Genomic DNA, 25,643 nt, shown 5'->3' on the forward strand with positions numbered 1-25,643 from the left:
CAGGTCGTTCTTCTACTTAGTCGCGTGCCGAACAGCACTTTCACTGCTTCGGTTAGGACCCATCGAGTTTGAGACCAGGCAATCTGGATCTTCAACAAGCGAAGTGTCATCACGGTCTCGACTCAAATCGAGTAGACCGGACTCTTGCTGATAATAAGCATGGGGTTGACCCATCACCTTGGATTGACGTTCCGATTTCGGAAAGAACTGAGCATGCTTAGCTTTGTGATCTAAAAGTCCAGTCAGCTTACCATCCTCAAACAATTGCAAGAATTGTTTGTGGGATTCTGCTGCAAGCTTTTTTGACTGGAGGGAAGACACACCACTATTTGCATGCTTTGTCGCAGCAAGCTCTCGAAGATAATCTTCAAAAACCTCTCGTTCAGATTTCCACACTTCAACAGCTTTGTAACACATTGCCCAATTGATTCGAGCCCGTGCACGTGATGCTTTCCAACCACCACTGACAAACTCATTCTCACAAAGAATGATTGTCAGTGGAATGAGGGTAAAAGCACCACCGAAAAAGAAAACACCATACCGCAACAGGATTTCCTGGGAAGTGAGTGTGAAAGAAGTGATACAAAACCCCAAGAACACGATGTCGAACAGAATTGCGGCGACAAGTACTGTCACTAGCAAAATCCTGCGAAACATAAACGCAATAGGCGTTGAAGAAAACGACGACTGATTGGAAAGGAACATGAAAAACTCCTAGACATCTTACATTTCACTCATAGGGGCTACCAACCCTTCCGCGATTGAGATACCATCTCAATCACTGCGGAAACACTATGAATGCCTAGTACGGATGTAAGTACTAGCTGTAGTATATTATAGCATAATATATACCCTCCTGTCAATGCATCTACCCGGGTAAATACCGTCTATAGAAGTAATAGTGCGGCCGCAGAAACTGCAGCGGTTTCTGCTCTAAGAGTTGAATTTCCAAGCTTTTTTAGACTCCACCCTGCTTCTTTTGTTTTTGCCACCTCTCTTTCAGTAAATCCACCCTCTGGACCAATAACAATAGTGACATTATCAACTCCACTTTGTATCGTCTCACTCCCAGCGCCATCGAGTAGCCAGATATCCCCTTTCCGAGACCCCATAAACTCTTCAAACGCTTGTACTGGGTGAAGTGTGGGTACTGTATGCCACCCAGACTGTTCCACTGCTTCCTTGATAATAATTTGGAGTCGTTCCTCTGGAACATTCTTTTTCTCTGTGCGATCAGTGATTAGAGGGTAAAAATCAGAAACACCGAGTTCTGTACACTTCTGCACAATCCACTCTGCAGTGTCCTTCTTTGAGATACCAAATGCCACTCCAATGTGTTTCTCAGGGATTCGAAGCGCGATGTCCGATTTGTATTTCAAAAATACCTTTGGATCTTTCTTGGCCTTAACAATAGTTTCGATGCTATACAGAGCCGCTTTATCATTTCCGAAGACCTCAACACGTTCACCTTCTTCAAGTCGGAGGACATGTACCATTTGATGAACCGTCTTTGGTTCTACAACTTCAAAAAGATCGTCACTTTTGACTAAATCGCTTTGGGCAAGCAAAAATCTGTGAATTTTCATATAATGGTGTTAGTTCATGCTATTCTGCCAGGCAACGTGATTTTCTGCTAGTTTCTGTTAGCATGGGCGTTAACCCATAACCCTTTACATAATATATGTTAATCCCAACAGTTATCGAGAAGTCTCAGTTTGGAGAGCGAGCATACGATATCTACTCTCGCCTGCTTCGAGACCGAATTATCTTCCTTGGTGGCCCCATTGATGACAATGTAGCCAATATTGTCATTGCCCAGCTCCTCTTCCTTGAGAGCGAGGACCCAAAGAAGGATATTTCCCTCTATATCAACTCCCCAGGAGGCTCAGTCACCTCTACCCTTGCCATGCTAGACACCATGACCCACATCAAACCAGATGTTTCAACAATCTGTGTTGGTATCGCAGCTTCCGGTGGTGCAGTTATGCTTGCAGGCGGAAAGAAAGGTAAGCGCTTTGCTTTACCCAACTCTGAGATCATGATCCACCAGCCTTGGGGTGGCGCTGAAGGACGCGCAGCCGATATTGAAATCACTGCAAAGCAAATCTTAAAGACTCGTGAACGTTTAAATAAAATAATGGCCGAAGCAACAGGTAAAAGTGTTGCCCAGATTGAAAAGGATGTTGATCGCGACTATTTCATGAACGCTGAAGAAGCAAAGAAATACGGAATCATCGACAAAGTGCTCACTAAGAACGAATAGCCATGATTACAACATTACTCCTCACATATCTGGTTTGCGCCGGCATCTTAGGTGTACTCCTTGGATATTTCTTACGAGTGTTGATTGCAATGAGCCGCAAAGGTTCTGCGGAACTTCGTATTAAAGAAATTCTCCTTAACGCAAGAGAAGAAGCAAAGCGCATTGTTGAAGAAGCAAAGGAAGAAGCTGACGAACTAACTGCAGAGCAACTAAAAGAAATTAAAGACCGCGATGAAAAAAGCCGTAGCCTTGAAGAACGTCTCATTAAAAAGGATGAGCAACTAGAAAAAAGACAAGCTGAATTTGAGCGTGAAGTAATTTCTCTTAAAGACAAGGTTGCTGAAATAAATATACTCAAAGAGAATGCTGACGTACTCCTCAAAGAACGAACAGAAGTATTAGAAAAAACAGCAGGATTTTCAGCAGAAGAAGCAAAAAATGAGTTGCTCAAGGAAACTGAAATTAAAAATGAAGAAGACTTGCTTGTACGAATGCAAAAGCTTGAACATGCAAGTGAAGAGAAGCTTGAGTGCCGTGCAAAAACAATTCTTACCAGTGCAATTCAACGCCTCGCAACATCTGTATACTCTGACGTTATGTCTACCTCGGTTGCCATTCCATCTGAAGAGATGAAGGGTAAGATAATCGGTAAAGAAGGACGTAATATCAAGGCTTTTGAGCGCATTACCGGTGTTGAGGTCATTGTTGATGACACACCTAACGCAATCACTATTTCTTCATTCAATCCCCTTCGAAGACAAGCGGCAAAGACAGCGCTCGATATGCTCATTGCTGACGGACGCATTCAGCCAGCAAAGATTGAAGAGTTGTATACAAAAGCAAAAGAAGAAGTTAACAAAGCAATTAAGGAGCGTGGTGAACAAGCGGTGTACGAGTGTGGAGTGTTCAATCTTGATCCACGCTTAACTTCAATCATCGGTCGTCTCCACTTCCGAACAAGCTACGGACAAAATGTATTGCAGCATTCCATTGAAGTTGCACACATTGCAGGAATGATTGCACAAGAAGTTGGTGCAAACGTACACATCGCAAAAGCAGGCGGACTTCTTCATGACATTGGTAAAGCGCTTGATCATGAGGTTCAAGGAACACATGTTGAGATTGGACGACGCATCTTACAGAAGTTTGGAGTCTCTGAAGAAATCATTAAGGCAATGCAAGCGCATCATGGTGAGTACCCATACGAGACACTTGAATCAATCATTGTTCAAACAGCTGACGCAATTTCAGGAAGCCGTCCCGGTGCACGAAAAGATTCTGTAGAAATATATCTACAACGTCTAGAAGATCTTGAGAACATCGCTAACAAGATTCCAGGAGTAGAAAAGAGTTACGTTCTCTCAGCAGGTCGTGAGATTCGTGTATTCATCAAACCAGAAGAAATCTCAGATATCGAATCAAAGCGTGTAGCGCGAGAGATTGCGGTTGCGATTGAAAATGAACTTAAGTATCCAGGAGAAATCAAAGTAACAGTTATTCGTGAAACACGAGTTACAGAATTTGCTCGGTAGTACCCTTCCCCACTAGTCGTTTTTACGTCATTGCACAAAAAACGGCTTATAATATAATGACTTTTGAAGGAATACTTCAAACGGTCGCAGAATTATTACATAATAATTATGAATAAGGCAGCAATTGTGGACGCAGTTCAAGCAAAGCTTGAAGGCACTAAGGCTCAGGCTGAGCTCGCAGTGGAAACGATCCTTGAATCGATCGTTGGCACACTTAAGAAAGGTGAAGAGGTCTCTATTTCAGGACTCGGCATCTTCTCAGTTAAAAGGCGTGCAGCCCGATCAGCTCGTAACCCTCGCACAGGTGAAATGGTGCAGGTTCAAGCTATGAACGTTCCTAAGTTTAGAGCAGCAAAGGCTCTTAAGGACGCAGTTAAGTAATCGTATTTTTCATACGATCAAAAGAAAAACGGCCAATATTGGCCGTTTTCCTTTTGTATTATGTGCGGGATAGGAGAATCGAACTCCTGCCCGCGGTTTGGAAAACCGCTATTCTACCATTAAACTAATCCCGCAACGGGCTTATACTATCAGATCTTTGTTTTTGCTGCTATATCCTTCACAATCTTTGCTGCAGCATCAAAATTATCGTGTGTTTCAAGACGGTTATTCTTCTCTGTACGACACTTAACACACCTATGTGTAGCCATATACACACCTTTCCTGCTTATAATTGAAACAGGCTCCATCATCCCTCCACAATCTGCTGCCCTATCTCCTGGATTGATATCTACATGCTTTGACCACAGACAGTTTGGGCAGTGATTTGTAAACCCATTTCCCTTTACTGATGTATTACATCGCTCACAATTGAAGTCTTCTACTCTTTTTTGAAATTTTTTTGACATGTTGTTTCACGAATAACGTTACACAAAACCCTTTAAACACCGCAATACTTATATTTATAGCCCTCTTAACTTAATTTGAAAGGATTTTCATCTATCTTTACTTCCTTCTTCCGAGAAAGAAGTTTCATATGAAACGTAACGTGTCGGAGTGCCGGGATTCGAACCCGGAGTCACCTGTTCCCAAAACAGGTATGTTAGCCGTTACACCACACTCCGTGTATCGACATACTAACACAGCAGATTTATTTAGGATATACCTTTCACAACCTGTCTCTCCCTTGTAACTACTGTCGCTTTGACCTAAAACGTCCTATAAACAAGGGTGAATGAAAAAGACAAAAGAACCACTGTCCCTACAATTCAGACCCCAAGTGACCGATACGGGAAATAAAAAAGAGTCCAGAGCGCTTCATAGCTTACTCTGGACTCGGGGAAGTTGCCGTGACTGTTCTCTCTCGGATAAACAGCTTACAGCTACTGTAGCTTAGCTCCTCCCCTATTCCCTGTCAACACGTTTCACGAATAACAACCATTCAAATAAAAACCCTGGGACGACGTTCGTTCCAGGGTGGGCTTTGGTGCTGTCTCGGTAGACTGCAACTTATACACAATACCGCGCACAATATTCCCTGTAAAACAGGACTACGCGGGTGTTTCATGAATAACAATAAGAAAGCCAAGGGCGAAGAATGTACTGCTCTACATTACTCAGACCCGGATTGTACATTCTAGGGCCAGTGATTTTGTAGAGCTAGGCACTCCCAGAGTATGAGCATGTACACACCACCCCATACTATCTGTACCCTGTTTCCCATGAAACCAATTCAAATGTTTCATGAATAACACTAAAAACAACCTAAAATAACCTGTTTTAGGGTAAATAATATGTTTCACGTGAAACATATTTGTATAAGTCAAATTGTCGGTGTCCTTAAAATATGGCCTATAATAAGGGGACAGCCAGATAGGCCATATTTAGGACATGTCCTTTATACACTTATCCCCAGAGTTATCCACAGTTTTGGATAAAAACGTGGACAAATAAAGCTAACCAGACAATAGTTCTCCAAAATCCGTAAAAGACGTGCTGAAATATGTGTCCCAAAAGAAAAGAGGGTAGTTAACCCTCTTTTCTTTCCGTTGGTGCGGGTAGCGAGAATCGAACTCGCGTCTCGTCCTTGGCAAGGACGTGTTCTACCACTAAACCATACCCGCGTACATACCTTTTATGCACTCACCAGCTATAGGGAGTACTGCTATCATAATCTAAAAGGTGGTGCGCCTGGCAGGACTCGAACCCACAACCCCTTGGTCCGAAGCCAAGTGCTCTATCCATTGAGCTACAGGCGCATAGCGGAAATATACACCAAATTAGAGAAAAATCAAAAAATATGCATAAATAAAGCTATGAATTCTACGGACGTACCACAAATAGTCATAGAAAAGCTCTATATACTCATGAAAGCGGGGCATGAGGCTTTTCTTGTTGGAGGTTGTGTTCGTGATCTACATATCAATAGAACACCTAAAGATTGGGATATTGCAACAAATGCACTTCCAGAACAAATACAAGCGTTGTTTCCAGAATCTTTTTACGACAACAACTTTGGAACAGTAAGTGTAAAAACCGAGTCAGAAGATTCGACACTAAAAATAATTCAAATCACACCGTACCGTGGAGAAGGTGAGTACAAAGACGGACGACGTCCTTCAGAAGTATTCTTTGGCGTGTCCCTTGAAGAAGATCTTAAGAGACGTGACTTCACCATAAACGCCATCGCATGGAATCCTATAAAAGACACTCTTACCGATCCACACGATGGCCTTAAGGACATTAAGTCAAAGACAGTGCGGGCGGTAGGAAGTGCTACCGACAGGTTTGGAGAGGATGCACTTAGAATCCTACGAGCAATACGCTTTGCGGCAGAGCTAGATTTCGATATTGAGAAAGAGACACTATTGGCAATAAATGAGCAGAAAGATCTCCTATCGGCCATCTCAGCAGAGCGAGTAAGAGACGAGTTTTCTAAGATACTAATGTCCTTTAAACCTGAATACGGCTTGTCTTTAATGTTAAGGACAGAGGTTTTGTCGTATGTTGTCCCTGAGCTCTTGGAGTCAGTCGGGGTAGAGCAGACACAGGCACATGCATATGATGTGTGGACTCATTTGATAAAAACAGTGCAACACTCAGCTGATAAAGAGCTGGTTTTGGAAGTGCGATTAGCAGCACTATTCCATGACATTGGTAAACCTGCCACAAGGCGAAGAGATACCTCAAAGAACACGTGGACATTTTATGGTCATGAAGTAGTAGGAGCAAAAATTACAAAGAAGATTCTAACTCGTTTAAAGTATCCTCAAGACACCGTTGATCTAGTAGTTAAACTTATTCGTTGGCACATGTTCTTTTCTGATACAGAACAAATTACACTTTCAGCAGTTCGAAGAATGGTTGCAAATGTAGGAAAGGACCATATTTGGGATCTTGTTAATGTACGCATGTGTGATCGCATTGGAACTGGCAGACCAAAAGAGAATCCGTACAGACTTCGTAAGTACGAAGCAATGATCGAAGAAGCACTTCGAGATCCTATTAGTGTGGGAATGCTCGCAGTTGATGGTAAAGACCTCATCAGCGAGCTTACAGTGGCTCCAGGACCCAAGATTGGATTCATACTGAATGCACTTATGGAAGAAGTACTGGAAGATCCAAAATTAAATACAAAGGAAATACTTCTCGAAAAATCTCGAGAGTTACTTGCACTCTCTGATGAAGAACTTCGCAATAGAGGTTTAGCAGGAAAGAGAAAACGTGAACAAGAAGAGGAAGAAGCTGTCTCAGAAATTAGAGACAAGTATCACGTTGAATAATTTACGTTAGGAAATTATAGTGACTTGTCACAGACAAGGATAAGCTCGACAGGGCAGTGGTCTGATCCAACGACTCCATCAAGAATCTGACAGTCTTTTATTTGCGGCATGAACGCCTTATCACAAAAGAAATAGTCGATACGCCATCCAACATTCCGCACTCGTGCTGCACTCTTCTGATCCCAGTATGTATACGTACCAATTGCACGAGGATAGCGATCACGAAACACATCTACAAATCCGCTATCAATAACTTCATCTATCCACGCACGTTCAACAGGGAGGAACCCAGTGTTTTCTTCGTTCTGTGTTGGACGAGCTAGATCAATTTCAGTGTGAGCTGTGTTTACATCTCCACAAAAGACAACATGCTTTTTCTTTTTTAATTTTTGGATGTGTGCAAGAAATGCATCATAAAAGTCCAACTTATATTGCAAACGTGCTGGCCCACCGCCACCGTTAGGGAAGTACACATTAAGTACATATGCATTCTCAAATTCAACTTGAATGAGTCGTCCTTCTGCATCAAATTCTTCTACACCAAGTCCATACTGAACACTCAGTGGTTTCTGCTTTGTATAAATCGCAACACCACTGTATCCCTTCTTTAGGGTTGGAGAGGCGAAATATGCATGGTATCCAGGCACTATTTTTATCTCCTCCGGAATCTGCTCAGCAGTTGCCTTTACTTCCTGGAAACAAATTACATCAGGTGCTTGTGCAAATAACCATGTAAGCGCACCTTTTTTGTGCATTGCACGAATACCATTAACATTCCAAGTGACAATTGAAAACGGACGCTTCGCAGGCATGGGTTAAATACAAAATAAACTAGTAATTAAGAATTTGATTGTTTGTTGTGGAAACGTTTATGCACCTCACGCAAATGTTTATCAGTAATATGTGTGTAAATTTGCGTAGTAGCGATGTTAGCGTGACCGAGTAACATCTGTACTGAACGTAAGTCAGCTCCATTTTGCAATAGGTCAGTGGCAAAACTGTGTCGAATAACGTGCGGTGTCACTTTTTTCGATATTCCAGCACGGATTGCATATTCTTTCACAAGACGCTCAATTGAGCGAGGGGTAATGCGCAATCCCTTCTGTTTTCTCTCTGTTTCCTTACGATTCATGCCGATTTGCACAAATAACGCGTCATCAATGTCTGCTCGCTTAGCTAAATACGCCTTAATTGCCTGTCGTGCCTCTTCAGAAAGGAACACAACACGTACCTTTTCACCCTTTCCCCGAATAGAAAACTCATCTCGGGAGATATCTAAGTCGCGGTTAAGTGATGTTAGTTCTGACAATCGAAGACCGGTAGAGAAGAATAATTGCAAAATAGCATGATCACGAAGTGCCTTAACCTCTGTGTTCTTATCTTTGCTCTTTTTGAGCACTTCAAGTGGGGCAGCGAGTAATCGATAGAGTTCCTGTCCAGAAATCATGTCGATGGTGCGCTCTGGGATTTTTGCTAACTCAATTTTATCCGCCGGAAGCGTTTCAACCTGGTTTTTTGTTAAATATTTCAAAAAAGACCTGATGGCGATCAAATAATGGTTCTGTGTCTTACGTTTTAACGTCTGAGTGGCACCCTCACGTATAGGTTGTCGGTTAAGCCACATGCGAAACTCCCGAATTACAGGCTCAGTAATGTGTTTTGGGTCAGTAATGTTTGTTTGAGCGATAAAAACAGTCAAATACTGCTTATAGTTCCTGACCGTAAGGAGGCTTCGGCCCTTTTCAATCTCCAAATAAGCTAAAAAGGCTTGAAAATGCTCGTGTATTGGCGATTTCTGGCCATTTTTCATAGATAAAGTATAGCAAGTTAGGCTATAAAGAGAGGGTACTAGGAATTAGCTTGCAAAATAACCATATTTGTGCTATACTATCCACATGTTAACAAAGACCCAGAAAAACAGGGTGATCAAGGAAACAGCCATCCACGATAAGGATACTGGCTCTCCAGAAGTACAAGTAAGTCTTATCTCTAAGCGGATTGACGAGCTTACTGCCCACCTAAAGAAAAATAAGAAGGATGTCCACTCACGAAGAGGACTCTTGCAGATGGTTGCTGATAGGCAAACACATCTCAATTATCTTTTGAAGACAAGCACAAAGCGTTACAACGCGTTGACAAAAAAGCTTGGCCTCAAGAAGAAGACCGCGTAAGATATACAGGTGGCAATCATAAAACATAAAGAACAACGTGTCGGTGTCTTCATCGATGCGCAGAATCTGTATCACAGTGCGAAGAACTTATACCGCTCAAAGGTAAATTTCGGTGCAGTATTAAAAGAAGCGGTCCAAGACCGTGCGCTCATTCGTGCTATTGCATATGTAATTGCAACAGAAGGAGGTGAGGAACGTGCATTCTTTGACGCACTCAGCAAAACCGGCATTGAAACAAAGACCAAAGACCTCCAGATATTTATGGGAGGTGCAAAGAAGGGAGATTGGGATGTAGGACTTGCAGTTGATGCAATTGCACTCGCACCTAAGATGGATGCGATCATCCTCATCTCAGGAGATGGAGATTTCGTACCACTTGTGGAATACCTACAGCTCCACGAAGGATGTCAGGTTGAAGTAGTAGCGTTTGGTAAATCATCTTCAGCACGTTTAATTGAAGCAGCTGATGACTTTATCGATCTCTGTGAAACTCCTCAGAAATATCTCATCAGGGCTGGTGGAGGACGCGGACGACGTGGAACACAACGCCCAAACAGAAACGAAACAGAAGTGGCACCACGAGAAAGTCAGGAGTCTCGAGAAGAATATCCTAACTAGTTCTCATACTAAACTGTAACGCGCTATTTCCCGTAGCCATATTTACTGGTACCATACATGGAGTATGGCAGAAGAAGAACGAAAAAGAATTGACCGAATTGAGTACACAAAAAATACTCTTAAGGCACTAGATTCTAATAACGTAATTCCACAATCTCCTGAAGGAACCGCTGTTGACTCAGCTGCAATACTTCACAAAGCTACTGCAAACAGTTTGCAGACACTTCGCACATTTGAGTCAGATACAGCGGAATTGATTGAGCGACAAAAACAATCAACATTTTCAATACAACAAGCAGAAGAAAAAAGAAGGGCAGCAACTGCAACTACTGTAGTTGGGGCAAAGGTAGAGGAGCGTAAACAAGTATTCCGTGACTCAGGTTCAAAAAATAGCCTACTGCTTTTACTATCAGCACTTTTTATATTAATTGGAACTGGTTCAGTTCTATACTTCCTTATACTGAAAGACAAACAAGCGAACTTCTTACCGCCATCACAAATTGAATCTCTCTACGCGAGTCAATATGAAACGGTAATTGAAGATACAAGCGAGAAAAAAGGTGTGCTCCGAGAAAAAATTGCAGGCGTAGTACTTGGTGCACAACATGAAGTTGGATCGATCGAACATATTAAGATTACAGAAAAGGGAAGTGGAGAGATCATTGATGCAGATGAATTACTCCTTGAAATTGCAGAGGATGTCCCTCCTGCACTACTTCGCTCGTTAATTAAAGACTCGTACATGGTCGGAACTGTTCAACACGAACGAAAGGAGCCGTTCATCATATTTAATATCGAACTCTACGAGAATGCATTCTCTAACATGCTCACATTCGAGCCATCACTCGCAAACATTTTTGACGGTATCATTTCAAAAGGCACCACAACTTCAATTCCAGTAGAACCTGTTGGCACAACAACAATGGGAACTTCAACAGCATCAACACCAGTAATACAAAGTATTCTTCCACCAACCCTTACAAAAGAATTTAGAGATGCCTTGGTTAAAAACCGCGATGTTCGCCTAATTCGAGATGTAGAAGGAAACTCAAAGGTATTATATTCATTCTACGATGAACAAACACTCATTATCACCACAAACGAATCGGCCTTTAGCGACATCCTGAACTTGATCAAGACCGATAAGCTGTCGAGGTAATTTCATGTGCCAATGCCGCTTGCATCATCGTTAAAAATGATACAATCGATACATGAACCAACACGATATACAAAAGTTTAAGAATGCCCTTGTGAAGGAGCAAGAACTCCTCAAAGAGCAACTAGATCGTCTTGGTCAACAAGACGCTGAGCACCCAGGAGACTGGGTCGCAAAAAATACCGATACGGAAGTTATGGCAGCAGACGAAAACGAAGTTGCTGATGAAATGGAAGCATTTCAGGACAACCAAGCAATTTTAGGAAACATTGAGAAGCGGTACAAGGAAGTTACAGCAGCTCTTGATCGTATTGAAAATAACACCTACGGAGTATGTAAGATGGACGGAAAAACAATCGAATCGGAACGTCTCGAAGCAAACCCAGCAGCTAATACCTGCATGGAACACATGGATAACTAAGGTTTTAATAGTAAAACCAAACATAAAACCCGGCGATTGCCGGGTTTTATTGTGCCAACTATTTAATTTAGAATGGATTTTTACCTCCTCGAACCTCAAAGTGTAAGTGGTTACCGGTAGACTTACCTGTATTTCCAACGTATCCAATGACTTCACCCTTATCCACCGATCCAGACGAGACCGCTGTTCGTGAAAGGTGAGCATAGAGAGTCTGTGTACCGTTCTTATGTGTAATAACCACATAGTTTCCATATCCTCCATTCCATGAGCCATCACCACGACTGACAACCACAGAGCCGGCTGCAGCAGCGTATACCGGAGTTCCCGCAGGAGCACCAATGTCCACTCCGTTATTTCCGTGTATTCCACGAGTTCGAGTTCCACCTGAAAGCGGTCGCATGAAATATGCAGCAGTGTCCTTAAGAGTTGATACCACCTTTGAGGGAGTTGATTTTGGAGTATTTACCACTTCTGGTTCTCCATCAGGGATAAGAACAGTGTCACCAGCCTTAAGGATACTGTCGAATGAAAGGCCGTTATATCGCATTACCTCAGCGATATCACCCTTATGCTTCTTAACAATCTGCTCAAGCGTTTCACCCTTCTTAACAATATGAGTAATACCGTTGATTGGGAGAATAACCAATTCTTGACCAGCCTTAATGGCAGAAGAGCGGTTTAGGTTGTTTGCCCAAAGAATGGTGTTAACTGAAACGTTATATTTAGCCGCGATCTGAGAGATTGAGTCACCCTCTTTAACTATATATGTATCAATTGCCGCCGCAGACTGACTTTCAGGAGTAAATGGCGAGGCAACAAGAGCATTTTCTTCAATCTGACCTGGTGAAGCATATGCCAATTCACTTGTTGAAGGATCCAAAAGATCGATGTTTTGTGAGGTAACTGGGTCTTGCTTGGCCTGTGCCGGGGTTCTATTAAAAAATCCTGAGATGGTAGAGAAGAGGGAAGCGTCAGCTTGTTCAGCAAAAAGAATTAGACCAAAGACCACCACAATAATTGCAAGTGGCTTTACATAAAAATTACCCCGGCGGGCCAATCTGGCGGGCGGGGGTGCGTCTTCCTTAAGGATAGACTTATTGGTGTATTGAGAGTCAGTTCGTTTCAAAAGAAACGGCCTTGCTGAGCGGTATTTCCGTGGATACTGTCCGGACTCACGCGTGCCGTCCTGATAATCATAGCGGAGCTATCCCCTCAGTCAACTTGACGTTGTGGACATGTGATTGGACAATTAGACTTCATGAAGCATGAAATACCTCCGGCTGAACCAGCTGTAACTGATAAAAACGAGGTGCCTATTAGTGAAATTGCCCATAAAGTACGAGTTAAGGAAGCAAAAATAGCTCATATTGAGTCTCAAGAAGCCGATACACATCCAGTGGACAACCTTACAGAAGACGATATTGAGACAATTGTTCGAAGACAGAATATACATGATGGACGAGGAAATACAGCTCCAGCAAGTGACATCGCAGAAGCAAAAGAAAATCTACAACAAACTCGACGGAAGTTTATGAATGAACGTGTGGAAGTGACAAGAGAGGAAAACGAAGCTGAAGAAGTGGTAAAAAATCTTGCCTACACAGAATCACTCACAAAATCTGCTCGTGGTGATCGTAGAGCAAAGCGTGCAAGTGGCTCTCGCGGAACATCTGGTGTTTTTGAGCCAGCTCCAAATAAAGCAGATGAGATTGCAAAAAGAGATAAAGAAAACGACAGTGTTGTCGAAGAAGTTGTGGCTAAAGATTTAGAAACAGAGAAACAACAACAAGACGCTATCAACGAACTTGAAAACGCACTTACTACGCGTGGCGACGCAGTGGTTTCAGGAGTAAATTTTAGAGCATCATACAAAGACCAAAGCCTTGATACTGGAATCAATGACATTTTCGATGAATCAAAATCAACAAAGCGACACGCAAGAAAAATAAAACGTGAGGAATCAGAGTCAGAAGCCAAAAATAAAACAGCACTCGAAGATGTTCCTGTAGAAAAAATTCCTGGCACTGAATTACCAAATACTTCAAAGAAGGTAAAAAAATCTCGTGCACTAAACTCAACCATTCACGCAGTAATTGAACCAACTCTTGAGGCTGTGCCCGAACAAACAATCCCCGATCTTGAAATTAAAAAAACAACTCCAGAAAAAAAGTCCGGACCTACACCCGAAAAACCAAAAAAGACAAAGAAAACAACATCTCAAATCGCACAGCTAGCTGCTAGCTACGAAGCAAAGCGAACTAAGGTTGCACAGAATAAAGAGGGAATTAAAAACGCCCCAATAGATAGTAAAAATATACTTGTCCCATTCAGCCGAGTAACAAACGAAGAATATAATGCTTCAGAACTAGCGAGCACACTTGCAAGAGAAGAATTGATCAATCGCACACAATCAGAACAAAGTAAGGAAAAGAGACTTGAAAAGACACCAAGAACTCCTGCACGCTCAAGAGCATCAGGTTCTCGTTCATCACGGGTAAATATGAGTAAGCCGGGTGAACCTGACTATGGTTTTGCACAATATGACCAAGTTGTACTTTCAGAAGAAGAATTAGATGCTCAAAAAATAAAGAAGGAAGAGGTTGGCATTGTAAAAGAAACCACTACTACACAAACAATAGATCAAAGTGAGGGCACAAAGAAAAACATTGAGTCCTTTAGAAAATCAAAAGCATCACGTACCGACAATAAGAAGGCGGAAGAAACGAACAACAATAAGAACACTGCAAATATTGACGGCAACAAAAAAAACATCGAGGCTTTCAGGAAAATTCAAGGAAATAAATTGAGTGAGGAAAAGAAAACACCAAAGGACGCAACTCCTATATTTGGATCAGTTTTTGGCGGTGCTGGATTTGAAAACAAAAACGTTGTAAGCACTCCACTAAAAGAAGCGAAAGTCGAGAAGAAGGTTGAACAAAAAACAGTTCAAATGACAGGGAAGGTTGAGAACAGGCCGGACGTTGTTATAGGAGGAAGCGGCTTTGGAAATATGGAGATTGGTATTAACGAAGAAGGCGAGCGCGAATTCAGAGAACTAGAACCTGAACACGTCGAATCAACAAAAGAGACGGCTGAGGGTAAAACAACAAAAGAACAAGTCCCTCCCAACAAGGAAAATAATTCAGAGACGGAAAAGACAACACCTGCTGCCGACACAACGTTTAAATCTGAAAAAGAAAAACTTGCATCAAACCCACAAACAAACGCCGAAAAAATCGATAAGGCGATATCACTAGAATCTCACAAAATTGGTCTGTTGCGAGGTAGGGAACCGTACGATCGTGTGTACCAACACAGATATAGCTGGTATAACCCGATGGGTTTTTCACTTAAAAAACTTTTTACATTCAACAAAGAAAGTATATTAGGTATGGATACGCGGATGATTTTTGGTTTTCCAACTCTACATAAAATTTTTAAGACGAGTAGCTACAAGGAGTACAAAAAATTGAGTCTGGAGAAGGGTGAGCTTGGAAACAAGAAGGCCTTTGATCCAAAAGATTATATTGATTCGTTCAGTGGAGGAATCAATAAACTTCAAACAGAGATTAATTCCCTTAAAGTTACAAGATCTGACATGTATTCTGAAGCACTAAAAGAATACTCGGAACTGTACTCAAAAAGAGAGGTACTCGCAAGGGAGGTTGGGAAAAAATATGCTTTGTCATATATGGGTAGACAATATTTTCCCGCTACACTTAAAAATCCCCTTAGCAACCCCCGGCTAACTGATGAGGAAAAACAAGTATTTATTAAATTAAGCGGACTAGACGAATTACTTGCTCACCAAATAGACATACACGAACTAATACGTACTAAAAAATTACCTCCGAAAGAAAGAAGTAAATTCATCTTGCAACAAGCACTTTCGATTCCTTTCTTTTAAACTGAATCGTGACACCGATATGATATATTCATTCGGTGGAATATCTCTCTGATTTAAATGATCGACAGCGCGAAGCGGTAGAGCATGCTGGTGGGCCGTTACTAATCCTTGCTGGAGCTGGAGCAGGGAAGACAAAAACGCTTACATACCGAATTCTCCATTTAATTAGAAAAGGAATTGACCCTCGTTCAATCCTTGCAATTACATTCACCAACAAGGCCGCGCAAGAAATGCGTGAGCGAATTACAGCGCTTCTAGAAAAAGATCGTGCGTTAAATATGCCGATTTCTTTCATGGAAAAGCCGTTTGTAAGCACATTCCACGTATTTGGCGCCACACTCCTTCGTGAAAACGCAGAAAAAGCCGGTACAAGTAAAAACTTCACAATTTTTGACAGAAGTGACTCTAAAAATGCTGTTAAGCAGGCCATGGAGCTGGTTAATATAAACCCCAAAGAGTTTGAACCATCAAAAGTGCTCTCAATGATCTCAAGAGAGAAGGGAAATGGCGTAACCGTGCGATATTTTCTTGATAGCCGACCTCGTGAATTCATTTCTTCTATCGTGGGTAAGGTGTGGGAAGCATACGAAGGCATTCTAGCTAAGGAAAAGTCACTGGATTTTGACGATCTTCTCTTAAAAGCATCTAAGTTACTCGAAGACGAAGAAATTCGAGCAAAATACCAGGAGAAGTATAAGTATATTCATATTGACGAGTACCAGGATACTAACCGAGTACAGTACAAAATCGGACGACTACTCTCTGAAAAGAGCAGAAACATCTGTGTAGTGGGGGACGCTGACCAGACAATCTACACCTGGAGAGGGGCAGATATCTCGAATATCCTTAATTTTGAACGAGATTACCCTGAAGCACGCGTAGTTCTCCTCGAACAGAACTATCGATCCACTGGAAACATCCTTAAAGCAGCAAACGCTGTCATTGATAAGAACAAGAAGCGCCGTAAAAAGGTCCTATTCACTGAAAATGCACCTGGTGACTTACTTTCACTCTATGGAGCATACGACGAAGCAGACGAAGCTAATTTCATCGCTTTAAAGGCAAAGGAATTGATCACATCAGGTGTTCAAGAATCTGAAATTGCTGTCTTGTACCGTGCAAACTTCCAATCTCGAATACTTGAAGAAGCATTTCTTGCACACAGCGTGCCGCATTTTGTTCTTGGAACACGATTTTATGACCGAAAAGAAGTTAAAGACATTCTTGCGTATATCCGAGCAGCATTAAATCCAGACTGCATAAGCGACATTAAGCGAGTAATCAATTCACCCGCACGTGGAATTGGAAAAGTAACGATGTTAAAGATATTAAGCACCCCAAGAGAATCACTCGATCCTGCGACATTTAAAAAAGCAGAACCGTTCTTTCAAATACTCACTGACATCCAAGAAAAAAGTATAACCATGCTTCCTGGAGAGCTCGTCGGATACACACTTACACGTTCCGGTATTTTGGGTGAATACCAAGCAGAGAAAACTGACGAGAACGAAGAGAAAATCCAAAACCTCAAAGAACTTGTATCTCTTGGTGCACGATATGACGAACACGGTCCTGAAGGAATCATTAAATTTCTTGAAGATACTAGTCTTCTTTCTGACCAAGACGCGCTTCAAGAAAAAAAGGAAGGTGTTCGTTTAATGACAGTACACGCATCAAAAGGTCTGGAGTTTCAATTTGTGTTTGTGACAGGTCTTGAAGATGGATTGTTTCCTCAAGTTAAAAAAAGTGAAGAAGGAAGTGTGCAAGAAGATCGTGCAGAGGAAGAACGCCGACTCTTTTATGTTGCACTTACTCGTGCTCGCATAAAATTATATCTTTCTTACACAAGCGTTCGAACAATATTTGGAAAAACAGAAGTGAATGTTCCATCAACATTTTTGGCAGACATTCATGATTCATTAATTACATACGAAGAACGAAAAAATCCTGGAGGAAAAAGAGAGCGTGTCATTTACTTTGATTAAGCGATCTGCTTAACTGACAAACGTGAAACTATTTGCAAAAAAGTCTCTCGGCCAGCACTTCCTCCGCTCTGAAAGTGTGCTCTACAAGATGGAAGAGAGGATTGCCCTCATGCTTCCCGAAAACACTCGTGTGATACTGGAAATAGGGCCAGGTGAAGGCGTTTTAACCGAGCGTCTCCTTAGAATTGCAGAGAAGAAATCTATCAAAGTGCTTGCAATTGAAAAGGATGCACGTGCCATCATTCCACTTCAGACACGCTTTGAAAAAGAAATTGCTTCAGGACTTCTAACAATTACAGAAGGAGATGTACTTGAACAAAATTCAAGCACGTTACCAAAAGAACCGTACGCACTGATTGCAAACATCCCGTACTACATCACCGGCGCAATTTTCCAACAATTTTTAGAATCAACCAACCAACCAAATTACATGTTGATGTTGGTACAAGAAGAAGTTGCTGATCGAATTTGTCTCATTGATTCTAAACACAGCATTCTTTCACTCTCTGTTCATGCGTATGGAAAACCAAAAAAAGTTGGGAGAGTTCCACCTGGCGCTTTTGTTCCTCCGCCAAATATTAACTCAGCGATCATTGAAATTTCTGGTATATCAAAAACATACTTCAATGACGCGAATGTGGAAGATGTGAATTTCTTTACCGTAGTCTCCGCAGGTTTTGCACACAAAAGAAAAAAGCTCGCATCAAATCTTTCTTCCATTGCTCCAAAAGAAAAAGTGGAGCAGATATTTACAGACCTAGGAATATCAACAAACAGTAGGGCAGAGGAGCTGCACGTATCTGATTGGATTGCGATTACTAAAAAATTATTCTAAGTTTACGAAGGGCTTGAACCAGCGTTAGGACTGACAAGCCACCCATATCCGATTGGACACACTCCAATAACACACGGAACTAGACATACCATTACTCCGTAGGATTTTCCAAGTACTTGCTGACCCGCATGTGTCGGTGGACCAACTGCTTTCATTCCACTAAAACCCCAAATATAAAAGAATAATCCAGGGGTTGGGACGCTGACTGCTGTCCAGAGACCGTTTACGCAGTAATATACCCACACCACTCTTCCGCCAAAATCAAATGGGTAGATTGCGTGTGCGGTGCCAGGAGCAAAAACAATTCCCACACCAATAAGAGCAATGAGTAAGAGGGGAATCGCGATACACTTAAGCCATGTCGGCATCATATACAGTACATAATATAATGAGATCGTGAAAAAAGCCTTATTACTATTCCTAGCAGCACTTACATTTGCAGTTTTTGCCTTTGGTTTCTTTTGGTTTAAACAAAAAAACACAACCACACTTCCTCCACCAGTTACCGAGACAATAGTAAACAGCGGCAACCAGCCTAACCCATATTCCTTTTACGACTCATTGTCTCAAAAGCAAATCCAAGTAGTTGGAACCATCAATAACCCTCAACAAACAACCAATTCCTCTGTGGTACCTACACAAACTAAGCCCACACCCTCACAAACTCCAACCCAAACAAACACAACCGTAACCACAAATACAGACGCATTTACATTTGCCGACTATGCCAACGAAGCAGGTGAGGCGATTATCTACATTTCAAAGGAAATACAAGGGTTTGGAGAGGATTTAATTCAAGCAGCAACCTCAACACCTGACTCAGGAACAGGAAAAGCTATCGAAAAATACGCTTCTGCTTATTCTACGGCTGCAAATATGATTAAATCCGTCTCTTCAGTCCCACAGGACATACAAAAAAGCCACACAGCACTCCTCAATACATTTATTGAGATTAGTAAGAACATAACCCTCATCAGCAAAGCGGCTGAAAATGGAACATACGATCAAAACGCACTCATAGAGTACAACAACTCAGTGCTCGCAAACGCTCGAGCTGTCGTAGAAGTTGGTAATTTACTTAAAAAAGTACAAGCAAAGCTTAGTCCTGGGGATCCGGGGTTCATTTTCTTGGAAATCACTGGATAAACTGCTTTAATACGTAGTGTGAAATCAGTTTCAAAGAACTATTACAGCATTGGACTTGCAGTTGTACTCTCTGGTGCAGCAATATCAGGTGCATATTTCTATAAACAAGCTAAAGAGCCTGAAGTATTCCGAAATAACGGGGGAGCAGCTGCGCAAGTAAGCTCTGTGCAAGTGCTCGCAAATCGAATTTCATCAGCTGACACAGACAGTGATGGTTTAAAAGATTGGGAAGAGGAGTTATGGGGCTCAGATTCATTAGTTCCTGACTCAGATAAAGACGGAACACCAGATGGAGACGAGGTGCTCGCAGGCAGAAACCCAGCTATTGCAGGACCAACAGACAGCACAGATGTTGCGCCAATTGGCACTGAGTCGAGCCTAAACATCTCTACAGATCTAAACCTTACAGATGAGTTTTCAAAGGAAATCTTTGCACGGTATGCTGCGTATAAGAAAACTGACAACTCAATAGACACAATCGAACAGCAAAACCTGATCGAACAACTCCTAACTAGTGCTGAAGCGGCTCAAAAACCAGCTATTGTGCACAAATTTAACGAATTAATTGTCGTACCAGACACTCAGGAGAATTACCGTCGCTATAGAGACATATTTGTACAAACAACCTCGCAATATGAAGAAAACATTACAAATAATGAACTTTTGATACTCGAAAGAGCCCTAAAGAACAATGACAGCGCTGCACTTCGTGACATTGACCCCTTGCTTGCGCGCTACGCTGTACTTATTCAAGAAATGCTCGCACTTCCAATTCCAAACGGAATTGCCCAGGCTCATTTAGACCTCGTTAATGGATACGAAAAGATCACCGTCCACATCAATGCATTTAAAGATGTGTTTACAGATCCATTGGTTGCAATGACAAACATGACCAACTACTACCAAACTGCGAGTGACTTTTCACTTGCTTTATCACAAATTAAGAAAAAGTTAACTGAAAACGGAGCTTCGATCTAGTTTGTTTTTCCTCTTGTGTACAATTCGCACTGATTCTATACGTGCTCATGATAAAATTTGATGCACATGAAGCGCTTTGGAGTAGGATTATTACTTTCAGTCCTCCTTTTTGTTACCTTATTTTCTGCATACCCAGCAAAAAAAGCTGAGGCTCAAAGTTTTGCTGCAGCATGTGCCTCAATTCTTGGTATTCGCGCAGAGGGAAGAGCCGAGGCTGCTGCTGCAGCGTCAACCGCCGCAGCTGGCGCGGTCATGGTTACTGACATTGTACAAAGTCAGTACGTTGGGGGAAGTGAAGCGTCTAACGCAAGCGCAACATACAAGGAAGGTTGCATGGACGCAATCTTCTACATCATTGCGAAACTCGTCATCAGCAGCATGACACAGTCTATTGTGAACTGGATCAATAGTGGCTTCCAAGGATCTCCTTCATTCATCAGTAACCCAGGACAGTTCTTTGCTGACATTGCGAACGAACAGTTTGTTGATTTCATGAAGACAGTATTTCCAAACACAGCCGGAATACTAGACTTCTTCTGTTCTCCTAATCTTGCATTCGATCTTAAACTTAAATTCTATTTACGATACTCATTCCAGGGTAGAGAGGCGTATAAGCCCGAATGTACCGTAACCGATATCATCGACAATGTCTCTGGTCTAACAAAAAGCGTTGACGAATTCGTAGATGGTAATTTCTCCGGCGCTGGAGGTTGGGACCGATGGATTGAGGTAACACAAACTCCAAGCAACAACGGCTTTGGACTTGGGTATGAAATTGAATCACAATTCCTTAAGAAACTTGTTAGTGCAATCGGACAAGAACAAACCGTTGCAGATTGGGGTGCTGGATTTAACTCAATCACTAAAAAAGCTGCGGACGGCTTAAACCAAATTGTTATGCCTGGAAAAGCAATTGAAAACGTACTTGCAGATACTCTTGGTAGCCCAATCCGACAACTAGAGCTTGCTGATGAATTTAATGAAATCGTAGGTGCACTTATGGGTCAATTGATTAACCAAGTCATTAGTAAGGGAATAGGAGGTTTAAGTTCATCAGGAAGTGGTTCGTCAGGCAGGAGTTTTGCAGATGACCTTGGTGATGAAGGAGAAAATTGTCACAGTGACAACCAGGATGATTGTTACAACGCACAAGCAGGAGGCATTGCAACAACAACTGGCCAACTTGGTGTAACCTCACCAACATCAACAGCAAATGCTGCGGGACAGAATCTAGCGACAGGCGGAAGGGCATACATGCCAACGTATGATGACAGCCAAAATAATGCTGAGGCGGCAATAGACGGCAGAACAGGAAGTAGAGATGACTACAGCAACGCAATTAGCGGTAGGCAGGTGCGTCCATATTGGCAAGTTGAGATGAGGGAGTCATTCGATATTGGAACAATTGATATATGGCCAACACCAGAAAGGGGAGATCCTATTGGCAATGCATATCTATTTATTTCAGATGAACCGTTTACAGGTGATTTTAATAGTATATTGAACAATCCTGAGGTACGAGCAATTCAGATAAACGGAAATATTTCAAACCCACCACTTTCAATTCCTGTTAATCAGAGAGCAAAGTACATTCGAATACAGAGAACAGAGACAAATGAACGAATCTTGGCGTTAGTCGAAGTATTTGTAAATGCACCAGAAGAAAATGATTAAGAAAATTATCTTATCGCTAGCAGTACTTATGACAGGATTTGTTTTACTGTTACCTATTAATGCATTTGCACAAAATCCTCCAAGTGGTCCGGCGGCTCCCGCAGCTCCAGAGCCAACCAAAGTGGATAATTGTAACTGGTACAACATTGCCTGTCAGTTAGAGGCGGGGATGGACAATGTATTCTTGGCAATTGCCAAAATAGTTTCAAACGGCTTACTTGCAGGTGTTGCATGGTTAGTATATTTCGCAGGAATTTTGATGGACGTAGTAATTAAACTTACTATTGTAGATAGTCATAAATACATTTCTAACAACACAGGACTTGAGGAGGCGTGGGTGTTTTTTAGAAATATTGCCAACCTGACTTTTATTTTTATACTGATTTATCTCGGTATTCAGTTGATCCTTAATAAAAGTGGGGAGGTGCAGAAACGTGTGGGAATGGTGATTATCGCAGCACTATTAATTAACTTTAGTCTATTCTTTACCAAGGCAGCAATTGATGTTTCTAATTTATTTACATTACAATTTTATAAATTAGTTAATCCGGAGGGACAAAGTTTTTCAACAACACTCTTTGAAAACTTAAAGGTTGTTAAGGTATATAGCTTTAATAATGCGGCTAATGACACTACAGTTGTATCTGCTCTAGCAGAAATACAAACTGTAATCATCAAGACAATTGCAGGTGTAATTATTATTCTTGTAACAGCTTGCACCTTCTTTGTATTTTCTTTCCTATTAATCTACAGACTTTTGGTAATTTTCTATCTGCTCATTATCTCTCCTTTATACTTCTTGAGTTTAGCCCTACCAAGTCTTCCGTTTGGGAAAAATTGGCCAAAAAGCCTTATTGGACAGTGTCTATTTCCACCAATCTTTTTCATGTTCATGATTGGTATTTTGTTTTTCATTAGAAACCCTGGATTTAATTTCATTATTGGCCCAAACTCTGGAGCAGACTCAATCCAGGATTTGATAGGAATGAACATTGGTGAGTTTATTCAATACGCAATTCTTATCGCCGCCCTTATCGGATCAATAAAGGTATCACTAGACTGGGCTCAACGAGGTGCAGATTCAACACAAAAAGCGATCTTTAGTGCCACAAATTCTGCACGAGATTGGGCCGCAAGAAAAACAGCTCGAGGTGCTGGATATGTTGCTCGAGCAGCGGGGAAGCCAGTTGATTGGGCAGAGAATACAACAAGAAGGATCCCACTTGTTGGAGGTGTGGCAGGAGCAGCAATTAAAGGAACAAAAACTGGAATTGCAAGCGCAGGCGGAGCAGTGACTAATAGAGCCGTCGAATCTTTTGATAAAACAGCTGGCACCTCAATTTCAAAAAGCTTTAAAGAGACATTCAACGTTCAGAAAAAAGATGCTGAAAAGCAGCAAAAGGAAGCTATTGCTGCTGCTAAAACTACAATTGAAGAAAAAGCTCTTCCAACTGAAAAAACTGCTCTTGCACACAAGCAAAATAAGGAGATGTGGAAAGACAGCTTAATAAAACTTGAGCAGCTCAAGGCATCTAAACGTGCGACTCCGGCTGAGCTATATGCCGCAGAACAAGCTGTTAATAAAAACAGAGAGCGCGTGGAAATCAGTGAGAAGGCAATCAAGAAGGAAACAAACGCTTCAAAGCGTACAATCGCAGCCAAGGTTGCAAAGAAGCGTTGGACAAGTAAGGCAAAGAGAGCTGCCGCCGAACAAATTCTTAGATCTGACTCTGACAACAAAGACGAGCAGCAGAAAAATAAGGTTGCTTCAGTTGAAAACCTCCTCAGCCTAGCTGTTGATAATAAAGATTACGCCGGCTTTAAGGATGCAATCAAGAAGTATGCCCTTAAACCTAAGGATTGGAAGAACATTTCACCTAAAAACCTTCTTAAAACATTTGGTACTAATGTAATGACCGACTTTAGAGACCCGTCAGGTGCACTAACAGTAGATCTACCAGCGAATGTCTCACCATTTGTACTATTTATTACACCGGCACACCTTGCAGAAATTTCTAAGGACACAGAGCTAGATGACACACAACGCCAAGACCTACGAAGAATGCTTGAGTGGACAGCAAGCCCTACTGGCCTCAACAGGAAAGACATCCGAGATTACCTAGCAAACAATAAGAGTGACTGGTTAAATTAAATATATGAACAAAGAAGCCTGGGTAGACATTTTCATAGACCTCCTCGCCGATGATTTCGAATTGGATCCCGAAGAAAAGGTGTGGTTTTTTGGTAAATGTACTGAATATATGAACCGGGAAATTACCATTGAACAATTCAGTCAGTGGTTAATTGACGAACTAGCTCTTGATTCAGAGGAGAGTATGGAGGTTGTACGTAGAATTGAGAATGAAGTAATGTCACAAAACACAAACATTGCGTTACCTCAAAAAACTCAAACTCCTGCTTCAAATGCACTACCTATGCTTCAGAAAATTATCACTCCTCAGACAACATTGCAGAGACAGACAGTAATCGAGGAACGTGTACCAGTAGCCCCACCTCCACCAATTGCTCAAATGCCAGCAATGACAAGTAACCCAAACGCATTTCAAGGTCCAAGTAAACCACGACCAACAAATACTCCTATACAACCAGCACAAACACAGACAATTCCTGCTCAACCAAAGAAAACATACTCTTCTACTGCTGACCCATATCGCGAACCAATTGAATAGTTCTGGTACAATAATTGCACATGCAATTTCAAGTTCCACAGTTCATCGAAGTTGAAGATAAGGTATTCGGACCGCTTACCATTAAGCAGTTCTTATACATTGCTGGTGGGGCAGGGCTTTGTTACCTCATTTACCGCTTTCTAGGGTTCTTCCTAGGAATAATCCCAATGATTGGGGTGGCTGGACTCGCTGCGTCACTCGCATTTTATAAATACAATAATCGTCCTTTCTTGGATTTCCTTGAATCTTCTTTCTCTTTTTATACAAAAAGTCGCCTATACGTGTGGAAAAAAGACACCTCACCAAGGGAACAAGTTGCTGTACAACCAAATTTACGCACAGCGAACTCAACTCCAAAAGTTCGCGTACCGACACTCTCGTCAGGGAAGTTGAAAGAGTTAGCAGCAAGTTTGGATATTAAAGAATCGGCAAATCCAATCACTCAACAGAGTGGCAGGACAAACACGATGTAGTTTCTGTAGGGGTAGGGGAAGGAAGAGAGTATAATATATAAAGTATGGCAATCAGCGCATCAGCTACGCAAG

At 41.8% G+C, this 25,643-nt stretch carries 23 protein-coding genes, 4 tRNA genes and 1 pseudogene; 17 read left to right on the forward strand and 11 right to left on the reverse strand.

Annotated features, from left to right (window positions below):
• Positions 1-12 precede the first annotated feature (12 nt).
• Both PLF31_01885 and PLF31_01890 read right to left on the reverse strand, forming a co-directional pair.
• Complete coding sequence (locus PLF31_01885; GenBank protein HRH26201.1) at positions 13-705, reverse strand: hypothetical protein; 693 nt, start codon at positions 703-705, stop codon at positions 13-15.
• 182 nt (positions 706-887) lie between these two features.
• Positions 888-1,586: an RsmE family RNA methyltransferase gene (locus PLF31_01890; GenBank protein HRH26202.1), complete on the reverse strand. Its 699-nt coding sequence runs from the start codon at positions 1,584-1,586 to the stop codon at positions 888-890.
• 95 nt (positions 1,587-1,681) lie between these two features.
• On the opposite strand from PLF31_01890, the gene clpP reads away from it, so the two are divergent.
• The 3 genes from clpP to PLF31_01905 all read left to right on the forward strand — a co-directional run bounded on the left by clpP (position 1,682) and on the right by PLF31_01905 (position 4,176).
• Positions 1,682-2,263, forward strand: coding sequence for an ATP-dependent Clp endopeptidase proteolytic subunit ClpP (gene clpP / locus PLF31_01895; GenBank protein HRH26203.1), 582 nt, complete (start codon positions 1,682-1,684; stop codon positions 2,261-2,263).
• Positions 2,264-2,265: 2 nt separating this feature from the next.
• On the forward strand, positions 2,266-3,795 hold the full coding sequence (gene rny / locus PLF31_01900) for a ribonuclease Y (protein ID HRH26204.1): 1,530 nt from the start codon (positions 2,266-2,268) through the stop codon (positions 3,793-3,795).
• A gap of 108 nt (positions 3,796-3,903) precedes the next feature.
• On the forward strand, positions 3,904-4,176 hold the full coding sequence (locus tag PLF31_01905; protein ID HRH26205.1) for an HU family DNA-binding protein: 273 nt from the start codon (positions 3,904-3,906) through the stop codon (positions 4,174-4,176).
• 63 nt (positions 4,177-4,239) lie between these two features.
• Here the strand turns inward: PLF31_01905 and PLF31_01910 are convergent.
• From PLF31_01910 to PLF31_01930, 5 genes are all read right to left on the reverse strand, one after another.
• Positions 4,240-4,310 (reverse strand) — tRNA-Gly (locus PLF31_01910).
• A 15-nt stretch (positions 4,311-4,325) separates the two neighbouring features.
• Positions 4,326-4,643 (reverse strand): RNHCP domain-containing protein, encoded by a 318-nt coding sequence (locus PLF31_01915; GenBank protein HRH26206.1) that lies wholly within the window; start codon positions 4,641-4,643, stop codon positions 4,326-4,328.
• A 143-nt stretch (positions 4,644-4,786) separates the two neighbouring features.
• Positions 4,787-4,859 (reverse strand) — tRNA-Pro (locus PLF31_01920).
• Positions 4,860-5,784: 925 nt separating this feature from the next.
• Positions 5,785-5,858, reverse strand: a tRNA-Gly gene (locus PLF31_01925).
• A 59-nt stretch (positions 5,859-5,917) separates the two neighbouring features.
• Positions 5,918-5,993: transfer RNA gene (locus tag PLF31_01930), tRNA-Arg, on the reverse strand.
• Positions 5,994-6,050: 57 nt separating this feature from the next.
• Between PLF31_01930 and PLF31_01935 the strand changes: the two genes are divergently transcribed.
• The gene (locus PLF31_01935) at positions 6,051-7,517 is read left to right on the forward strand and encodes an HD domain-containing protein (GenBank protein HRH26207.1); all 1,467 of its coding nucleotides are present in this window, start codon (positions 6,051-6,053) and stop codon (positions 7,515-7,517) included.
• A gap of 14 nt (positions 7,518-7,531) precedes the next feature.
• Here the strand turns inward: PLF31_01935 and PLF31_01940 are convergent, their stop codons facing one another.
• Complete coding sequence (locus tag PLF31_01940) at positions 7,532-8,329, reverse strand: exodeoxyribonuclease III (protein HRH26208.1); 798 nt, start codon at positions 8,327-8,329, stop codon at positions 7,532-7,534.
• Positions 8,330-8,355: 26 nt separating this feature from the next.
• Entirely contained in the window at positions 8,356-9,327 is a 972-nt protein-coding gene (locus tag PLF31_01945) for a tyrosine-type recombinase/integrase (protein ID HRH26209.1), read from the reverse strand.
• Positions 9,328-9,412: 85 nt separating this feature from the next.
• On the opposite strand from PLF31_01945, the gene rpsO reads away from it, so the two are divergent.
• From rpsO to PLF31_01965, 4 genes and pseudogenes are all read left to right on the forward strand, one after another.
• A complete protein-coding gene (gene rpsO / locus PLF31_01950; GenBank protein ID HRH26210.1) occupies positions 9,413-9,688 on the forward strand; it encodes a 30S ribosomal protein S15 in 276 nt (91 codons plus the stop codon).
• A gap of 9 nt (positions 9,689-9,697) precedes the next feature.
• A pseudogene (locus tag PLF31_01955) lies at positions 9,698-10,198 on the forward strand (NYN domain-containing protein).
• Between the two features lie 172 nt (positions 10,199-10,370).
• The gene (locus PLF31_01960) at positions 10,371-11,465 is read left to right on the forward strand and encodes a hypothetical protein (GenBank protein HRH26211.1); all 1,095 of its coding nucleotides are present in this window, start codon (positions 10,371-10,373) and stop codon (positions 11,463-11,465) included.
• Between the two features lie 52 nt (positions 11,466-11,517).
• Entirely contained in the window at positions 11,518-11,883 is a 366-nt protein-coding gene (locus tag PLF31_01965) for a hypothetical protein (protein ID HRH26212.1), read from the forward strand.
• 67 nt (positions 11,884-11,950) lie between these two features.
• On the opposite strand, the gene PLF31_01970 is transcribed toward PLF31_01965, so the two are convergent.
• Positions 11,951-13,009, reverse strand: coding sequence for a peptidoglycan DD-metalloendopeptidase family protein (locus PLF31_01970; GenBank protein HRH26213.1), 1,059 nt, complete (start codon positions 13,007-13,009; stop codon positions 11,951-11,953).
• Positions 13,010-13,141: 132 nt separating this feature from the next.
• On the opposite strand from PLF31_01970, the gene PLF31_01975 reads away from it, so the two are divergent.
• Genes PLF31_01975 through rsmA form a run of 3 tightly spaced genes read left to right on the forward strand, consistent with a single transcriptional unit; the run spans position 13,142 to position 18,610 of the window.
• Positions 13,142-15,790 carry a hypothetical protein gene (locus PLF31_01975; GenBank protein HRH26214.1) on the forward strand — a complete coding sequence of 883 codons (2,649 nt, stop codon included), beginning with the start codon at positions 13,142-13,144 and terminating at the stop codon, positions 15,788-15,790.
• Positions 15,791-15,825: 35 nt separating this feature from the next.
• A complete protein-coding gene (locus tag PLF31_01980) occupies positions 15,826-17,775 on the forward strand; it encodes a UvrD-helicase domain-containing protein (protein ID HRH26215.1) in 1,950 nt (649 codons plus the stop codon).
• 22 nt (positions 17,776-17,797) lie between these two features.
• Positions 17,798-18,610, forward strand: a complete 813-nt coding sequence (rsmA, locus tag PLF31_01985) for a 16S rRNA (adenine(1518)-N(6)/adenine(1519)-N(6))-dimethyltransferase RsmA (GenBank protein ID HRH26216.1) — start codon at positions 17,798-17,800, stop codon at positions 18,608-18,610.
• A gap of 2 nt (positions 18,611-18,612) precedes the next feature.
• Here rsmA and PLF31_01990 read toward each other — a convergent pair whose 3' ends face one another.
• Positions 18,613-18,981, reverse strand: a complete 369-nt coding sequence (locus tag PLF31_01990) for a hypothetical protein (protein ID HRH26217.1) — start codon at positions 18,979-18,981, stop codon at positions 18,613-18,615.
• Between the two features lie 25 nt (positions 18,982-19,006).
• On the opposite strand from PLF31_01990, the gene PLF31_01995 reads away from it, so the two are divergent.
• The 6 genes from PLF31_01995 (at position 19,007) to PLF31_02020 (ending at position 25,571) form a co-directional block, all read left to right on the forward strand.
• Entirely contained in the window at positions 19,007-19,756 is a 750-nt protein-coding gene (locus PLF31_01995) for a hypothetical protein (protein HRH26218.1), read from the forward strand.
• 18 nt (positions 19,757-19,774) lie between these two features.
• Positions 19,775-20,734, forward strand: a complete 960-nt coding sequence (locus tag PLF31_02000) for a hypothetical protein (GenBank protein HRH26219.1) — start codon at positions 19,775-19,777, stop codon at positions 20,732-20,734.
• 66 nt (positions 20,735-20,800) lie between these two features.
• Positions 20,801-22,408, forward strand: coding sequence for a hypothetical protein (locus PLF31_02005; protein ID HRH26220.1), 1,608 nt, complete (start codon positions 20,801-20,803; stop codon positions 22,406-22,408).
• A complete protein-coding gene (locus tag PLF31_02010) occupies positions 22,386-24,560 on the forward strand; it encodes a hypothetical protein (protein ID HRH26221.1) in 2,175 nt (724 codons plus the stop codon). Before PLF31_02005 ends, PLF31_02010 begins: the two co-directional genes overlap by 23 nt.
• Before the next feature lie 4 nt (positions 24,561-24,564).
• Complete coding sequence (locus PLF31_02015) at positions 24,565-25,098, forward strand: hypothetical protein (protein HRH26222.1); 534 nt, start codon at positions 24,565-24,567, stop codon at positions 25,096-25,098.
• A gap of 20 nt (positions 25,099-25,118) precedes the next feature.
• A complete protein-coding gene (locus PLF31_02020; protein ID HRH26223.1) occupies positions 25,119-25,571 on the forward strand; it encodes a PrgI family protein in 453 nt (150 codons plus the stop codon).
• The last annotated feature ends 72 nt before the right edge of the window (positions 25,572-25,643 follow it).

The organism is Candidatus Paceibacterota bacterium, assembly GCA_035438625.1.
Taxonomy (GTDB): Bacteria; Patescibacteriota; Minisyncoccia; order Phycocordibacterales; family DAORIS01; genus DAORIS01.

What these genes read in the sequence shown, in the direction of transcription:
- PLF31_01965 (HRH26212.1), top strand. Translation starts at nt 11,518, where the DNA reads ATGAACCAACACGATATACAAAAGTTTAAGAATGCCCTTGTGAAGGAG.
- PLF31_01975 (HRH26214.1), top strand. Translation starts at nt 13,142, where the DNA reads ATGAAGCATGAAATACCTCCGGCTGAACCAGCTGTAACTGATAAAAAC.
- PLF31_02005 (HRH26220.1), top strand. Translation starts at nt 20,801, where the DNA reads ATGAAGCGCTTTGGAGTAGGATTATTACTTTCAGTCCTCCTTTTTGTT.
- PLF31_01915 (HRH26206.1), bottom strand. Translation starts at nt 4,643, where the DNA reads ATGTCAAAAAAATTTCAAAAAAGAGTAGAAGACTTCAATTGTGAGCGA.
- PLF31_02010 (HRH26221.1), top strand. Translation starts at nt 22,386, where the DNA reads ATGCACCAGAAGAAAATGATTAAGAAAATTATCTTATCGCTAGCAGTA.
- PLF31_01940 (HRH26208.1), bottom strand. Translation starts at nt 8,329, where the DNA reads ATGCCTGCGAAGCGTCCGTTTTCAATTGTCACTTGGAATGTTAATGGT.
- rny (HRH26204.1), top strand. Translation starts at nt 2,266, where the DNA reads ATGATTACAACATTACTCCTCACATATCTGGTTTGCGCCGGCATCTTA.
- PLF31_01885 (HRH26201.1), bottom strand. Translation starts at nt 705, where the DNA reads ATGTTCCTTTCCAATCAGTCGTCGTTTTCTTCAACGCCTATTGCGTTT.
- PLF31_01935 (HRH26207.1), top strand. Translation starts at nt 6,051, where the DNA reads ATGAATTCTACGGACGTACCACAAATAGTCATAGAAAAGCTCTATATA.
- clpP (HRH26203.1), top strand. Translation starts at nt 1,682, where the DNA reads ATGTTAATCCCAACAGTTATCGAGAAGTCTCAGTTTGGAGAGCGAGCA.
- PLF31_01990 (HRH26217.1), bottom strand. Translation starts at nt 18,981, where the DNA reads ATGATGCCGACATGGCTTAAGTGTATCGCGATTCCCCTCTTACTCATT.
- PLF31_01905 (HRH26205.1), top strand. Translation starts at nt 3,904, where the DNA reads ATGAATAAGGCAGCAATTGTGGACGCAGTTCAAGCAAAGCTTGAAGGC.
- rpsO (HRH26210.1), top strand. Translation starts at nt 9,413, where the DNA reads ATGTTAACAAAGACCCAGAAAAACAGGGTGATCAAGGAAACAGCCATC.
- PLF31_02015 (HRH26222.1), top strand. Translation starts at nt 24,565, where the DNA reads ATGAACAAAGAAGCCTGGGTAGACATTTTCATAGACCTCCTCGCCGAT.
- PLF31_01890 (HRH26202.1), bottom strand. Translation starts at nt 1,586, where the DNA reads ATGAAAATTCACAGATTTTTGCTTGCCCAAAGCGATTTAGTCAAAAGT.
- PLF31_02020 (HRH26223.1), top strand. Translation starts at nt 25,119, where the DNA reads ATGCAATTTCAAGTTCCACAGTTCATCGAAGTTGAAGATAAGGTATTC.
- PLF31_01945 (HRH26209.1), bottom strand. Translation starts at nt 9,327, where the DNA reads ATGAAAAATGGCCAGAAATCGCCAATACACGAGCATTTTCAAGCCTTT.
- PLF31_01960 (HRH26211.1), top strand. Translation starts at nt 10,371, where the DNA reads ATGGCAGAAGAAGAACGAAAAAGAATTGACCGAATTGAGTACACAAAA.